Here is a 14,551-nt window from a genome sequence, read left to right on the forward strand (position 1 = left end):
CGACTCTTGGTCGAATTCCGCCTTAGCGATTGCGCCTCTCTTCGACCCAACTACGGCGCTCAGACGCTAATCAGTTCGTCCCGAAACCAGTCGTAGCGGGGGCGAGCCGCCCGGCAGCAGAGCGCCCATCTCAGTCATTCGTCGGCCGTAACGTCCGGTTCCGAAGCGGTCATTCGCTCGGTTGTCGGTGATTCATGGTCCTGCCTAGTCTGATGTTGCCTCCCATAACAGCTACAGCCTCACGCACTCGTCAGGTGGTCCAACAACCCGTCCAGTCCGTCGAAATAGTTGGCTATCTTCCTCATGGTCCTGCGCAGGTTGCCGAGGTCGACGGTCTCGAACGCCAGCACGATCGGCTTCCCACCCTTCTCGACGGGGTAGCGAAACGAGAAGGACATCGGATCCGCTGCCGACATCTCCCTAATGCAGGCTTCCACGGCGTCGTTAGCACCACCGTCGTCGGTTCCGTTGCCCGCCGTCTCAATGATCGGGCGCACCTTCGCCCAGAGGTCCGTTAGGCTGTGCGACTTCCAGTCCGCGTCCTCGTCGAAGTGTTGGCCATAGGTCACCAGCACATATTTCAGCTTCAACTCCATGAAATGGCGGTACAGGAAGATGACCGGGTACACCACGGTGCTTTGGAGGACGGCGTCTGCGGCGACTGCGTCCACGAGCCTGTCGGCGGCCTCCCGGTAGCCATCTGCCATCAGCACCAGACGCGTCCATGCATGGGACGTCAGCGTACCCTCGTCGGCGCGCCCGCCCGGTGCAACGAATAGCCAGTCGCCCGGTTCGGGCCAAGTGAACTGGGGATTGAGCAGGCTGAGAAAATTGGGCTTTGACACGTTCTTTCTCCGCCAACGCGGCAGTGGCCATCTTACGCCTCCGCCGCCGGAATCTCTCTCGCATCCTTGATCTCGCCCGGCGGGGGCCGCTTACCGCCGAGGGTTTCCACGATGCACTTAGCCCGCTCGTAGAGTTCGTCGTAGGTCAGGATTTCCGGCGCCGCCAGCGAGCTGCGGAAAAGCTGGAAACAGGTGAACCGCTCGTCGGAACCCGTCATCTTTCTAAGGTTGCCAATGACCAGATAGCTCTTTGGCTGGACCCTGAAAATCTCGTCACCCGTCAAGTAGCCGTCCTCCGTCCTTGTCTGCACCTTCAGGGTCTGGTTGGAGGTGAAGTCGAAGACGGTTTTCTGGATCTGGCTCACGGCGTCCGACACCTCGCCTGAGACCGTCCAGCATCCGGAACGGTAGGGATTCTTCCTGAGGAGGTCGGTGGATGCCTTTTTGATCTCGATCAGCACGTATTGGCTAATTGCGGCGCGGGTCCGCATTAATGCGTCCACTCGGTTCCCGGCGTTACCGTGAGCGGCACCAGTGGTAACCGCCTCCAGCTTCTTACCCTCCTTGTCGAGGAACACATAGTTGAGACCATGGCCAAATATCCACGGGCTCCGCTCGAAGAAGTGCTGCCAGATGTCCTCCTCGCCTGTCTTCTTGACCCCATGGTGGCGGACATATTCATCCGCGAAGGTGTCGAACTCCTCCAGGAGCCTGCGGAACGTCTCCAATTCCCGCTTCTTGTGGGCCAGCGCGAAGATGTCCTCCGACAAGTCCGGCTCCTCTGATATCTGCTTGAGGAGGGCGGTCCCTTTGTCGCTCCTGAGGATAGCCCCCAGATTCTGGAAATTCAGATCCGACAGCGAAATCCTAGATTTCGTGACTTCGGTGAAATCGAGCATCGACAGGAGCTGGGCGAATTCGCCCAGCCGTGACAGAGCGAAGCCGTTGATTTTGACCTCACCGTCCCTTTGCCATCCGTGCGTCTTATGGAACTTCAGCTTCGTCAGCTTGAATGAGCTGAAGTCATTCTTCTCGCTCACATAAAACATGGAGAGCACGAGCTTGAACCGGCGGGTTACGTCGATCTCGCCCACCAACTCCTCTCCATCCGCAAGGAGAGTGGTGTAGGCGCCTATACCGCTCGAAACCGGATGCACGTATAGTGTCTCCGGCTTGTAGTTGACCAAGTATCCGACGTCATCGTCGCCCATATTTGTTGCCTTCCTTGCCTGCTGGTCGAGCGACGCGGGAATATGGGAGCAAGTTACTCCTACGCCGTTTGTCTGGCAACGCGCGGGTGACTATCGTCGGCTGTCGCTAAGGGTGGGCCAGAAAGCAGACAGGCAGCTCCCTGGTAGTGGGTCAGTTTGAAATTCGCCGGGATTGACGAATCTGGAAAGCCCCGGCGAGACGTGCCATATTCACGGCATGGCAGCACGCGATCGTTGCACCCTGAATCTGAAATGCCCCAAGTGCGGCAAGGCCGGCAAAGTTCACGTTTCTGAGGATGATTATCCATTTATGCGAAGCCCGCGTTTCTCGGTCGACTCCGTGCCTGATGGCTTCGAAGTTACCAAAATTGGCGAAACGTCGGTTTCAACGGAAATTTCGTGCATCGCGTGTGGGGAGGTCGCCGGCTAATGTCTAAAACGCCGAAGCGCCCTCGCGACACAAACCAGCTCGCCAAGTTCATCGTGGACCTGGCAAGCGGGGAAATTGAGGACCGGCCGGAAACTATGACTGCCAAACGTGCGAGCAAGGCCGGGCAAAGCGGCGGTCCAGCAAGAGCGCGAGCACTGACGCCGGAACAGCGGTCGGAGATAGCGCGTGAAGCCGCAGCGGCGCGCTGGAAAAAGAGTTAAGCCGCCCTCCGCTCTGCAACGTCGTCCGCGAAATCAAGGACGAGTTGTATCGGTTTTTCGATTGGGTTCATCGCATTGTAAGCTTCAACGTCAATTTGAAGCTGCAGGCAATCGCCAATCACTTGTTCGCGGCGCTGAGTAAACGCTCGTTCCATATGGCTTCTGTTCGCGAAGCCCATGATCCCCCAGAACGTGGTCTGAATACCATTCTTTGTGACGCGAACCGCATGGTTTTTGCGGTATCTCCGCCCTTCTTCGTCGGTCGCATATTCCTCACGAAGGGCGCGCGACATTTGGCTTGCCAGAATGTCTAGCGGATCAATCTCAGGTAGGTCTAGCAGCCCTTCTTCGACAGCCCATTCGACGACCTCCCGCGCGCTTGCGGGTAAATGTTCATGGTCGTGTTCATATCTTCTCCAGAGCGCCTGGAGTTCATCCGTCTGCGTCGGCATTGCTAAATCTCCATAGCGAGCGCGGGGGATTGCCCCCAACCATCGGCGATGGTTCCGGGCAAAACAAACTGCCTAATCTTCACTTGATATTTTTTCAGGTAGTCGAATCTCCCGGTCGCGTGTTGTATCTGCCCGACAGGAAGCGCGGGATGAAGGTTGTTTAACTTTGCAAACGCAAGAACGTCCTTCTCGTAAAAAAATGGGTTCTTCCGCGCTATGAAAGAATCCATTTTCTGTCGCGGCACGCAAAAATCTGAGGCAGCAGCGTTCGCTATGCGCTCTTCCTCAGGAACAGAACTGCCTGTTCCCGCTTGATCACCTTGAAGTTCGGCGTCGATCATGCCTTCGGGATCACCTCGCCCATGTCCTTGCAAGGCGTGTTCGATCTCATGCCGCAACACGAACCAAAAGTTATCGATCCGGTCGAACCGCAAAGACATGCCTATGACGGGCGAATTTTCGTCGAGCCAGAAACACACGCCATCGATTTTCGAAGACGGCAAGCTTTCGACGACTACGAAACGAACACCACATTCCCCCAATATCTTAGGGACGTGTCTCGCTTCTTCGGGCGCTGCTAGCATCTCGCGAAGCTTCGAAACAGCGTCCAACAGACGCCTCTCCGAATATTTTGGAACAGCTATAGCCCTCGCAATTTGTTTGACCCTGAAAAGCCAAGCAAGCTGGACCGGCGGAATAGCTCGTTCTTCGTAAGACGTTTTTTTCGCCGAGTGAGCGAGATAGGGGACGTTGGCGGCGTCCCTCACGTCGAAGAATCTAGCGAGTTGTTTCCCCAAACTGTCCGCGTCGCCGTCTTGAATCCAGCCTCGCTTCACCATCTCGCGAATTGGATAGTTCTTCTGCATCTGGGCGCGCAATAGAACAGAGGGGTCTGGCTCGTCGGCGCTGGCAAGATCGAACGCTCTCTGCAATTCGGAAAAATGGCCAGGAGCTAAGCCAAAAGCCTCGCCAAGCGCCTTCGACATAGCCGGGCTCACGCCCTGCTTTTCGTTAATGATCTGGTTTACGGATTTCGGGTGGCACCCCAATACGAATACGAGGTCGGTTTGTGACCATCCCCTGTCTTCCAGCATTTGCCGCAATTCGACTCCGGGATGAGGTATCGCTTTCATGTCCGCTGGACCGATTCTGATTTCATTTTGTTCTTTTAGCATGGCGAAAATTTCCTAACAACCCCTTATCCCCCATTAGGGGAAAATGACGTTTATGCTTGACTTATGCGCGGAATGGGCAGCTTAAACCTATGAACAAGCTGACCACGGAAGAGCGCGCCCGCATCCTTCACCTTCTTTGCGAAGGTCAGTCGATCCGCGCCATTACCCGTTTGACCGAAGTGAGCAAGAACACGGTCACGAAGCTTCTTATCGACGCTGGTAAGGCGTGCATGGCCTATCATGATGCGAATGTGCGGAACGTGAAGTCGAACGGCATTCAGGTCGATGAGATTTGGAGCTTCACCTACGCCAAGCAAGAGAACGTCGCGACGGCGAAGGCCGCGCCGGATGGCGCTGGTGATACCTGGACTTGGACTGCGATCGAAGCCGATACGAAGTTGATCGTCTCTTATTTCGTCGGCGGTCGGGATGGCGAATGCGCCATCTGGTTCATGGACGATTTGCGCTCGCGCCTCGCCAATCGCGTTCAGCTTACCGCAGACGGGCATAAGGCTTACCTCGAAGCGGTCGAAGGCGCGTTCGGCGGCGATATCGATTATCCCATGCTAATCAAGATTTACGGGGCGTCCCCTGAGAGCGCCAAGGGCCGCTACAGCCCCGCTGAATGCACGGGCGCGCACAAGGAGCGGATCGAAGGAAGCCCCGATTTGGCGAACGTTTCCACGTCATATGCGGAGCGTCAAAATCTCGCCATGCGGATGCATATGCGCCGCTTCATCCGGCTGACCCGTGCGTTCTCTAAAAAGGTCGAGAACCATGCTTATGCCGTGGCGCTCCATATGACGTATTACAATTTCGTCCGCATTCATTTGAAGCTGCGGATGACGCCAGCGATGGCCGCCGGCGTTTCGGATCGACTTTGGGAAATTGGCGATATCGTCGCTATTGTCGAGGCGGCCGAAGCCAAGCCAGCAAAACGCGGCTCTTACAAAAAATTAGCCGAAGAAATTTCAAACTGACCCGCTACCCGCTTTCGCCCCAAATTGGCATTCGCCTTGGGCCGGTTCCGCGCCAATCCACGTCGTTCGCGAGGCCATATCGATTTCCCGACAGCGGCCATTCGACCGATAGGGCAGCCAGCGCCATGATGATGAGGCGCCGGAAACGCGGATCGACTGTGAAGCTGTGAGGACTCGCGTGTCATTCATGCAGCTAATTGCCCTGCCGCCCGATGCAATGAGAAAGTCTAGCGCCGAACACTTCTGCATAGCGAACTCTCGGAGTTCTTTCCCTCGTATGTTGCTGGCGGATTTCTCCTTCACCAGCAAATCACAGTCTGATCGGAGACTGCCGGTCCTATAAGCTCGAGATCCAAAGAGGTAGATTGCCTCAGTCCCAGGCTGGCCGCTGATAACCTCTTGCAGCAGGAGTTTCAGATCGAACTTACTGGTTTTCTGCAAAGATCGCCTTCCCATAGATACTTCATCGCCAAGCCCCGACCCCAAATGACCCTGACAAGTCACCTTGGTACGGTTGGGATACCGGATCACACTAGGGTCCAGACTCATAACCAATAGCTGACGGTTGCGGCGATGCAGACTGCGGCAAGAAAGTTCGCGGCGTTTCGATCGTAGCGGGTCGCCACCCTCCTAAAGTCTTTGAGACGACAAAACATGCGCTCGATGGCGTTGCGGTTGCGATAGAGGAACGGCGAGAAGCAGTTCTTCCATTTGCGATTGGCCTTTGGCGGAATGTTCGGCATCGCGCTGCGTTCCTCGACCTGCCGGCGGATGGCGTCGCTGTCGTAACCCTTATCGCCGTGCAGGATTTCGCAGGCGGGCAGCCGGGCGAGCAGTTCCGCGCCCGCCGTACAGTCGGCGACCTGGCCGCCGGTCAGCATGAAAGACAGCGGGCGGCAGGCCGCATCGGTCAAGGCGTGGATTTTTGTTGTGCGTCCGCCGCGAGAGCGGCCGATGGCCTGATTTTTCTCCCCCCTTTGCCGCCGCTGGCCGATCGATGCGCCTTCACCGCCGAGGAGTCGATGAGAACCTGCACAGGTGGCCCGCCTGCTTGCGCAAGCGCGTGGAACAGATCGACCCAGACGCCTTTGGCTGCCCAGCGGACATAGCGATTGTAGAGCGTCTTTTTCGGCCCGTAATCCGGCGGCGCATCGATCCAGCGTCCGCCAGATTTCAAAACATGAATGATCCCGCTGATGACCCGGCGGTCGTCGACGCGCGCCTTGCCGCGGGTATCGATTGGTAGATGCGGCGCAATCTTCGAAAACTGCGCGTCCGTCAGCCAAAACTGGTCGAGAATCATCGGCTTTCCTTTCGGAAACCGTGAATCACGCCACGCGCCTCATGCCAACCAATTTATGGGTCCGGACCCTAGGTCAGCCATTCAGTGTCGGCGAGCGTGAACAGACTATCAGCCGCTTGGCTCCCCTTGTCATCGCTACGTAGAGATTGCGGGCATCGAGATCATCGGCGTCCAGGATGACCGCGACGTCAGCCTCCAAACCCTTGAGAAGAAGCGTGCTGCTGACAACTCTTCTGTCCAGCGGGCGCCCAAGCAGGCGGCTCTGTTCACGTGCCCGAATGGCGGATTCATAGAAGCTGTTTCCTTCCGCTCCATCGCAGGCATTCAAGGCCCGCAGGCAAGCCCGGAGGACGGCTGGCCGGTGCTGACGGACACCGCCTTCTTTTCCGATCGCACTTAGCAGGCCGACCGCCGAGTCGGGCGAAGGCTTAGCGAGAAAGTGGAGCGCTGCCTGCTCAGTTTCGGTCGGCTCCTTCCGTGCCGTCCCGCGCCGAAGCACGGAGACGCGGTTAAGGAGGTTGGGCGCACCAACGTTCACCATTACAGACCCTGCGAAAGTGACAACCCTATGCAGCGCGTCTGGTCGGCCGAAATCGAGTGTCCTGGCGAACTCAACCAAGTCGCGAAGATCTACTGCCTCTACCGTCACGGCGCCCGGGATTTGGCTGGCGAGCTCCCGATGCGTCTGGGGTCGCCTGCTATCGCCAATGATCAGCACCGTCCCGTCCCGATCTGGCGTCCGGATGCTACCGGCAGCGATCTGGCGAAGCCGGTCGTTTGCCGTGCCGTCTAGCTGCACCCATTTGACCTCAGGTGGCCGGGCGCTCAGGTCGATCGCTTCCCCCCTAACCAGTTTCCGTCGCACGTCGAGCAGCCAAACGCCGAAGCTCTCGGTCTTCGCGTTTTTCCAGCGCCAAGGGATGTCTAACTCTCCGGCAACCGGGAAATATTTGCACACGTCGCCATGCCAGTCTGCCAGCTCGCTACCGCCAAAACCAAAGATGGCTTGTAACGGATCGCCTAGCACACAGGTCGGCAGGGCCGTGGCAGCATAGCAGACGATGGCGTGCTGAGCGTCCGAACAATCCTGATACTCGTCGATGATCAGCCGGGAGAAGTTCGCCGACAGAACGTCTTGGATGTGGCCGCCTTCGAGTAGTCGCCACGCACCCTGCCTGATTGCCGGGTAGTCGCGACTGGGGTTTTCCAATTTAAGGATGTCGGGATCAATGTCGCTGCGGTGAGGGAAGAGGCCAATGAGACGCATTGACCAGCCGTCGATGGTGGACAGTCGATACGCTTTGCCCGCGACACCCGCCTTATCGAGCCGCCCCCGGAGGGCCGCGACGCCGGCGTTAGTGTGCGTGAGGATGAGGATCGGCTTGGGATCGACGTGGCGGATCAGCGATTGAGCGATCAGGTGCGTCTTGCCGCATCCTGCCGGAGCGGTAACGGCCCCGCGTTCGATTGCCAGTAGGTCGATCACGGCGAGGTCGCCCAAGCGAAGACGGCCTCAATGATGCGCCGAAAGTCAGGGTCTGCGTCGTCAAGGTCATCTGCCACGATCTCGCGGGCAACCCGCTCCATTCGGCTGACGGACTTGAACCATGGGTTGGCCTTGAACCGGGCTGCCTTACCCAATACTGCCTTCGTCGTTGCAGAAAGCGCGTCCCACAGATTTTCGGTTTCCACCGCATCCAGATCAATAGCCCCGCCTGAGGCCGTCTTGATATGTTGATCCACCAGTTCCCGGTCCAGCAACTCGATGGCAAGGTCGAGCAGCTTACCGATTGCGGAATCGGACAGGCTGGCGAAAAGCTCATCCTCGAGCGCGCGTCCGTCTCGCCAGGAGAAGACCGTTCCGCCGGAGATGTCGAACCAACCTGTCTTGGGCGGAGTAGGCTTCACGTCGTCATCGCGCAGTATCGCGACCTTGTAGCCGAGATCAATGAACGCGTCGCCCCGCTCGAACGGCCTGTCCGCGCTGCCGCCACCGCAATCTACCAGTGCTGTCCCAGAGGCGAAGAGAGATGTCTTTCCAGTGGCTGCCCGATGCTGGTCTAACCCTCTCATCAAGCCGACCTCGCTGGCGCCTTCGCAGACCAATACCGATGTCGCGAGGAAAGCGTCAGGGAAGGCCCTTATGGCCCCCTGCAGGCTGTCTTTTTCACCGACCAGCTGGGCCGTGTGTTTTGTGCCGTCGCTCCGCAACACGTGTAGATGGTTCCCCGTCAGCTCGCGGATGGCGACCGGCGAATGGGTCGTCATGAAAGCCTGTAAAGGCGGGGGTGATTCTTTCGCCCCGAGCGACCCCAAAAAGCGGATGATCCGGTGCGGCTCCAGCCCATGTTCCAGTTCGTCGACCAGCAGGATTGACGTCTGCTGAGCTGCCTTCCGCTGCAAGCCGGCAATCAGCAAGCGGCTTGAGCCTGTGCCAAGGCCGTGAAGCGGCACGCCAGCCTCATTGTGGAGGGATATGCTGCCCCCGCTGAACGTGACCGAGTGGGCGTCGAGGAGCGCCCGGACCTTGCCGCCGACGTTGATCCCCAGCTCGTTTGCGGCGGTCCTGACGATGCTCAACGTGCTAGCCAGTTCGGGCTCGGCGTCATCCCCGAACGTCGTGCGAGCATGCCTCGCCGCTGCGACAAGGGCAGCCGAAGCGTCAGCCTTCTCATCCGTCAGGCGATTAAGAACCGACCCGCGCCGCCAGCCCAGATTCTGATCTGCTATGGTGCCAATGGCGGTGGGCGCGAGCCGAACCCGGTCGGACCATGCGAGGCTTCTACTCGTCCCATCGGCCGTTCCGCGATCAGATATAAGCGCCCATACGGGCTCAAGGTCGTTGGCGACCGTGAGGCCGAGACTAAGGACGGTTTCCAACTCCTTCTCGGGCTCGTCCTCCACCACGCCGGTCTCCGCATTGAGGCCGCGGAGGAACAGCCCATAAGCGTCGAGGCTTTTGAGCGATGCGTCAAGCTCGCCGATCGTCAGCACGATTGTGATCGGGCTAGCGACATCAAGGTTGTAGAAATCGGCATCGTTGAACTGGACCGTGCGCCGCGCCCCAAGGCACAAGTCGATCGCGTCCAGCACCGTGGACTTTCCGCTGTCCCCGGGGCCGATCAGGCAGTTAAGCCCGGGCGACGGCCGCCATGTAAAGGACCTGATGCAGCGGAAGTTTGTGATTTCGACTTTGCGAATCCGCGTCACGTCTGGCCACCAGCAATGTTAACGTCGGCACTATGAAAGGAATGCTGCTGTATCGCAACGCGGAAGATGAATATCGATATCGATCGTAGGTCGAGAGTCGCCCACCATCGGCAAGGTGGATGAACGGCAGCTTTGCACGCTCTCCGCCCGACTCCTGCCATTCTCCTTTCGGCCAGGCCACGCCATAGACAGATTGGCCGCCTTCCAAATTGCCAGCTCGGAAGCGGACCGTCGCAAACCCACCCATCTGACACCTTGAAGTCAGCTAAGGTCAAATGACAGATTCCTCTCAAATATTCTACCCGAATTGCGCCGCCACCCATCGCGCCGCGCCCAATTCCTCAGCGAATGAGGTGATGGACCAAACCGTGAGAGATCTCGCGGCCTATCCCCCACCCAAACCCATGAAGAAGTGACCTCATCAATCCTGGCCCCTCACCTGCAAGGCAAACCACAAGCACAATCGCAATCAGCATTCCGAAAAGCGCCATTTTCAAGATCTTCCCCTTTGTGCAACAGCAACTTCCGCCATGCCGCTTTCGACGCCCGCCGTCGCCAGCATCTTGCGGATCACAGGAACCGAATAATCCCGTTTCGCCGTCACCCGCAGAAGCGGCAGGCCGATCTCCTCGAAGACAGAATTGACGAAGACATCGCGTTCACGACGCCCGGAAAGAAGATGGGTCCGGTCATCGACTTCGATGGCGGCGACAGGCTCAAATGTGAACCGGTCGACGATGACGAAGTCGACGCTCTTGCCAAAAACCTTTTTGAGGGCCGCCCACCGTCTTGCGTCGCTGAACTTCTCCTGAACTTCGACGAGATCAGCGAGTCTTACTTGCGCGAAGACGCGATAGCCTTCGCCGAGCGCGCCGTCGAGCGCCCGCAAAAAGCATTTCTCGTTGGCGGTCAAAAAGCGGCCTCGCTGGTAAGGCGCTCTGGACGTGATCAGAAATAGGTTTCCGCCCCGAAGAAGCAATAAAAGTACGAGGACCGCAATGATGAAGGCAAATGGCCAAAAACTCATGCCCGCCACGACTATTGGTGTGTGCGGCGGATGAAGTACATCGTGCGTCCAGACATTCGTCATCATATCGGCGTTCTTCTCCATTCCCCCGCCCTAATGCTCACGCCACGTCGCGAAGCGCAGCGCGCGCGACTTTGCTTTGCCACCAGATGAAGAATGGCGCGCCAATCACTTCGAGCGCGGTGAACCCGATAAAAGGAAGCAACGGCGGGCCAACGAGAACGAGCGACATAAGCCGCCCCAAGCCGCCGATGAAAATCATCAGCCACACGGCCCGAAACAACGCAGTCTCGCGTTCGATGCGCGGGACGACCCATAAAACCGCGAGACCCAGACCGAGCCAAACCCCGCCATAGAAGCGCAAATTGCTGTCGAGCGTCGCATCGCGCGGCAGATTGGCAGCGGCATAAAGCGGATCGTCGAGGCCCATCAAGCCAACGAGTCCAGTCAATGTCGGCACGAGGCCAAGGACGAGAGTCGCCCCCTGAAGCAAACGCTTGGTCATCGGTTGGTCCCTCCCACGCTCATCCCCTTTCCGAGCCCGCCATAACGCTCGCAATGCTCCATCGCCTTTGCCTGAAGATCAGGGGCGCATCCCTCCGTCGGCGGCCGCTGGTCTTTTGGCCTCAATGCCTCCCTTTGCCGCTTCCGAAGCAACCTCCGGTTTAACGAGTCGAGCCAGGCTCTCGATCGAGCTGATCAATTCCTCCGCCGGCGCCGAAGCGTGTTTGAACGCAGCGACTTCCCTCAAGGCTCCGTCCTTGCCGGCCAGAAGCTCGAGAGCGTTCGTCCGAGCGGATTGCGGCGAGACCCCGCTCGCCTTCTCGAACGCGACAAATGCCGAATATTGATTCGCGTTGATCGGGTCAGCTGGAACGCCTGTCGACCGCGCCGGCCCCCGGCTTTCGCCGACAGCCCTCTCCAGCATCGGCGCGAATGGCGTTTTCGTCACGCCGTCCCCAATGTCTTCCGATGCGAGCAGCGGGACCCTTCCAGCGGCATCTATCGCCGCCGCGACGCAGGCCTCCGCATTGCCGCCCGTCGCTGCGGCGCCGACGAACCCGTCCAGCATGGCCTGCAAAGTCTCCGACATTGGCTCGGGCACTCCGGGCGCCACCATGCCGCGCCCGATCGTATGGGCCAGAGCGTCTATCCTCTCGTATTCGACGGCGATTGTCTTTGGATCAGGTGCCGCCAGGGCAATCGGCGGGGTGAACCGTTTTGGCCCCGACGCGTCGATCACGGCATGAAAGAGCTTCGCGTAAATGCGGCGGCCGCCGGAGAGAATGATCGCCTCACCCTCGATCAGGCGCTGCAAATCGTTCCAATCCACCCGCGCCACCTGCCGCACATCGGCCTGCCGCGCCTCGGTATATTCGTTCCCGCCGCCGCCATGATAGCTGATCGCCTGGGTCACGAATGTTTGGCCTGCCGTCTTCTCGATCCATTCCCGCGTCCGGCTCGCCTCCTGCTGCCGCATCGCCACGGTCAGATTGGCGTTGCCGAGAAGGGTCTGCGTCTTCTCGCCAAGCCGGGCCCAGATCCCCGACACTTCCTGAAAGGCGAGCCAGAACATGATGTTCAGGCTGCGCCCCTGCGCCAGCATCCGGTCAAGGTCGCTCGTGGCGTAATAGGCGAGCTCGTCCAGAACGACATGAAACGGCGCCGCCGGCCCCAGCATGTCGGCCGGCGCGTGCAGCATCTGCGCCATCATCCCGCGCAATGAGGCCACCACGATCTTGCCGAGCCCGGCCAAGCTGTCTGAAGAGTTCTCCAGGGCCGGGAGCGACACGACCATGATTCGCCGATTGAGCACGACGTCGGTTATGTCGATGTCGCCCTGCCCCACTTTGAAAATATGCCCGAGCGAAACCGCCAGCTGCGTGAACATCGCGGTAAAATAGAACCGCGCGTAGCCATGCTGCTCAGAGGGTTTTTCTGACTTCTGCTTGTTGTAGTCGAGCGTCGTGTCATAGCCTGGGATTTCCCCAAGATAGGCCTGAAGCGGATAGGCCACGTCCGCAGGAATATCGACTTTGACGTCCGTGATCTTGCCGCTCGTCGAATCGCGCAATTCAAAAAGACCTTTGACCGCAAGCTTCCAGATGACGCGCAGTTCGAGAGCGTCTCGGATCTTTTCTATGTCGATCGGGATGCCCTCGTGATCCCGGATCCAAACCAGCACCGGCACGACCGCGCCGATCAGGGCGACCGCCCGGCTTCGGAACACGCCATTCGAATCATTGGAGGATTGCTCCCCCAATTGGCTCACCACCATCTCTCGGATCGCATCGGCGTTTCCCACTGCGAATGGATTGAACGTATGGCTATCCTTGGAGCCGCCAGCGACCAGAAGGTTCAGGTGCAGAACGTCATCGTCGCGGCCGAACCGGCGCGCGAGCGCGAGAACCTCGCCATAGAGCTTTTTGTCCGCCTTGCCGTCGACCAGGACAAAGCCGCTCCCATGGGTCAGCGCATTGGCGAGGAAGCTCAGGATCGCCGTCGTCTTGCCGGCGCCGGTCGTTCCTGGGATGGTCGCATGCTGGCGGCCGTCTTCGGACGAGATCCAAAGCTCCTTACCTTTCAGATCCCGGCCAAGATAAATCGTCCCCGCCGCCATGCGCGGCCGCCGTGTCTCCGGGCTTGGATGGTTCCAATCCTTCACCCCCGCGCTCTGCGGTAGGCGCAGGGGCAAGGAAACTCGTTGGGTGAGAACCAAACCCGCATAAGCAAATGAGAACAGAACGATCAGATCGACCGTCGCCGGCTCGAGAAACATCAGGATCGCGGCGCCGCCGAGGATCAGCCCGGAGGCCTCGCTCATCAGCCCTTCCCAAAGCTTCGTCGTGATCGGTCTTATGTCGCGCAGGCTTTGCGCGCCGGTGCGCTCGAACCTGTCTTGCGGGCCGATAATCTCACGAGGAACCATAGGGGCCTCCGGGGAAGAGGTTCAGCGCTCGACGGTCACTCGCCGAGGCCGAAGGCGGCGGGGCCTTGCACAGGGCCTCCAGCGCCCGGCGGCGGCGTCACCTGAGGCTTCTGCTCCAGCTCTCGGGCCAGCGCCGCTGGCATTTCCGATCCGGTTTGATTTGCCGAAGCCTCGGCCCCTCGACCCGACGTTTCGGGTTTGGCGGACGCGACCGACGGCGGCGTCGCCGCGCCGCTTCCGACCCGATACCCCACCGACCCTGCGAGCCAGACTCCGATCGCGACGCCCGCCGCCGCAAGCACCCCGCGTCCCCACGGCGTCTTGCGGGTCACGGATTCCTCGACAATCGCAGTTCCAGTAACTTGCCCGCGATCGCGCCGCGCCGTCGGCGGCGCAAACGAATCGCCGCCCTGCGCCAAGAGCGCCCGTCCATCGAGATGAACATGCACGTCGATATGGATATGCGGCGCCTCTATGATCGCTTTTGGAGCCTGAGCTCCCTCAAAGCCGTCCTCGCTCACGCTGAATTCTCCTTGCGTCCGAATTGCAAAGCAGAATGGGCTGGACATGCGCGAATGAAATACGAAGATCAGGATTTCCGCGCCGTCCATCTCACCCGCGCCCGCCTCGCCAGGCTTTCACCTTGGTCCATCTTCGGTTCTTCTTTCCTGAACAGTGCCGAGTTGAAAACCGGGACGGCCGTTTCGACCGGGCGTGACCTCGTTCCACTCTCAAAATAACTCGCCCTGAGTCGCTGGCTGTTGAAGG

At 59.2% G+C, this 14,551-nt stretch carries 13 protein-coding genes; 2 read left to right on the forward strand and 11 right to left on the reverse strand.

Going from position 1 to position 14,551, the window contains the following annotated elements; genetic code table 11:
* Positions 1-239: 239 nt before the first annotated feature.
* From RZS28_RS18670 to RZS28_RS18685, 4 genes are all read right to left on the reverse strand, one after another.
* Positions 240-845, reverse strand: coding sequence for a hypothetical protein (locus RZS28_RS18670; protein WP_318655181.1), 606 nt, complete (start codon positions 843-845; stop codon positions 240-242).
* A gap of 32 nt (positions 846-877) precedes the next feature.
* A complete protein-coding gene (locus tag RZS28_RS18675; RefSeq protein ID WP_318655182.1) occupies positions 878-2,056 on the reverse strand; it encodes a Shedu immune nuclease family protein in 1,179 nt (392 codons plus the stop codon).
* A 647-nt stretch (positions 2,057-2,703) separates the two neighbouring features.
* Entirely contained in the window at positions 2,704-3,159 is a 456-nt protein-coding gene (locus tag RZS28_RS18680) for a hypothetical protein (protein WP_318655183.1), read from the reverse strand.
* A gap of 2 nt (positions 3,160-3,161) precedes the next feature.
* Positions 3,162-4,334, reverse strand: a complete 1,173-nt coding sequence (locus RZS28_RS18685; protein WP_318655184.1) for a helix-turn-helix domain-containing protein — start codon at positions 4,332-4,334, stop codon at positions 3,162-3,164.
* Between the two features lie 89 nt (positions 4,335-4,423).
* On the opposite strand from RZS28_RS18685, the gene RZS28_RS18690 reads away from it, so the two are divergent.
* Positions 4,424-5,314, forward strand: coding sequence for a helix-turn-helix domain-containing protein (locus RZS28_RS18690; protein WP_318655185.1), 891 nt, complete (start codon positions 4,424-4,426; stop codon positions 5,312-5,314).
* Between the two features lie 545 nt (positions 5,315-5,859).
* Here the strand turns inward: RZS28_RS18690 and RZS28_RS18695 are convergent.
* From RZS28_RS18695 to RZS28_RS18725, 7 genes are all read right to left on the reverse strand, one after another.
* Positions 5,860-6,617, reverse strand: a protein-coding gene (locus RZS28_RS18695) for an IS5 family transposase (RefSeq protein WP_407341183.1) whose coding sequence is annotated in 2 segments (ribosomal slippage) — positions 5,860-6,282 and positions 6,285-6,617 — 756 coding nt in all. Because the reading frame shifts where the segments join, the coding sequence is not laid out codon by codon here.
* A 73-nt stretch (positions 6,618-6,690) separates the two neighbouring features.
* Positions 6,691-8,118: a UvrD-helicase domain-containing protein gene (locus RZS28_RS18700; protein WP_407341207.1), complete on the reverse strand. Its 1,428-nt coding sequence runs from the start codon at positions 8,116-8,118 to the stop codon at positions 6,691-6,693.
* The gene (locus RZS28_RS18705; RefSeq protein WP_318655187.1) at positions 8,100-9,827 is read right to left on the reverse strand and encodes an AAA family ATPase; all 1,728 of its coding nucleotides are present in this window, start codon (positions 9,825-9,827) and stop codon (positions 8,100-8,102) included. Before RZS28_RS18705 ends, RZS28_RS18700 begins: the two co-directional genes overlap by 19 nt.
* Before the next feature lie 493 nt (positions 9,828-10,320).
* Positions 10,321-10,740 carry a DUF2726 domain-containing protein gene (locus tag RZS28_RS18710; protein ID WP_407341208.1) on the reverse strand — a complete coding sequence of 140 codons (420 nt, stop codon included), beginning with the start codon at positions 10,738-10,740 and terminating at the stop codon, positions 10,321-10,323.
* 214 nt (positions 10,741-10,954) lie between these two features.
* Positions 10,955-11,359, reverse strand: coding sequence for a DUF4345 domain-containing protein (locus tag RZS28_RS18715; protein WP_318655190.1), 405 nt, complete (start codon positions 11,357-11,359; stop codon positions 10,955-10,957).
* A gap of 78 nt (positions 11,360-11,437) precedes the next feature.
* Positions 11,438-13,783: a TraM recognition domain-containing protein gene (locus RZS28_RS18720; protein WP_318655191.1), complete on the reverse strand. Its 2,346-nt coding sequence runs from the start codon at positions 13,781-13,783 to the stop codon at positions 11,438-11,440.
* Between the two features lie 35 nt (positions 13,784-13,818).
* Positions 13,819-14,304, reverse strand: a complete 486-nt coding sequence (locus tag RZS28_RS18725) for a hypothetical protein (protein ID WP_407341209.1) — start codon at positions 14,302-14,304, stop codon at positions 13,819-13,821.
* A 54-nt stretch (positions 14,305-14,358) separates the two neighbouring features.
* Here RZS28_RS18725 and RZS28_RS18730 point away from each other — a divergent pair, with 54 nt between their 5' ends.
* The gene (locus RZS28_RS18730) at positions 14,359-14,523 is read left to right on the forward strand and encodes a hypothetical protein (RefSeq protein WP_407341210.1); all 165 of its coding nucleotides are present in this window, start codon (positions 14,359-14,361) and stop codon (positions 14,521-14,523) included.
* The last annotated feature ends 28 nt before the right edge of the window (positions 14,524-14,551 follow it).

The sequence above is a fragment of the Methylocapsa polymorpha genome (assembly GCF_045689225.1).
In the GTDB taxonomy this organism is placed as follows: Bacteria; Pseudomonadota; Alphaproteobacteria; order Rhizobiales; family Beijerinckiaceae; genus Methylocapsa; species Methylocapsa polymorpha.

Coding starts and splice junctions, on each gene's coding strand:
- RZS28_RS18675 (WP_318655182.1), bottom strand. CDS start 2,056: ATGGGCGACGATGACGTCGGATACTTGGTCAACTACAAGCCGGAGACA.
- RZS28_RS18680 (WP_318655183.1), bottom strand. CDS start 3,159: ATGCCGACGCAGACGGATGAACTCCAGGCGCTCTGGAGAAGATATGAA.
- RZS28_RS18685 (WP_318655184.1), bottom strand. CDS start 4,334: ATGCTAAAAGAACAAAATGAAATCAGAATCGGTCCAGCGGACATGAAA.
- RZS28_RS18690 (WP_318655185.1), top strand. CDS start 4,424: ATGAACAAGCTGACCACGGAAGAGCGCGCCCGCATCCTTCACCTTCTT.
- RZS28_RS18715 (WP_318655190.1), bottom strand. CDS start 11,359: ATGACCAAGCGTTTGCTTCAGGGGGCGACTCTCGTCCTTGGCCTCGTG.
- RZS28_RS18720 (WP_318655191.1), bottom strand. CDS start 13,783: ATGGTTCCTCGTGAGATTATCGGCCCGCAAGACAGGTTCGAGCGCACC.
- RZS28_RS18730 (WP_407341210.1), top strand. CDS start 14,359: ATGAAATACGAAGATCAGGATTTCCGCGCCGTCCATCTCACCCGCGCC.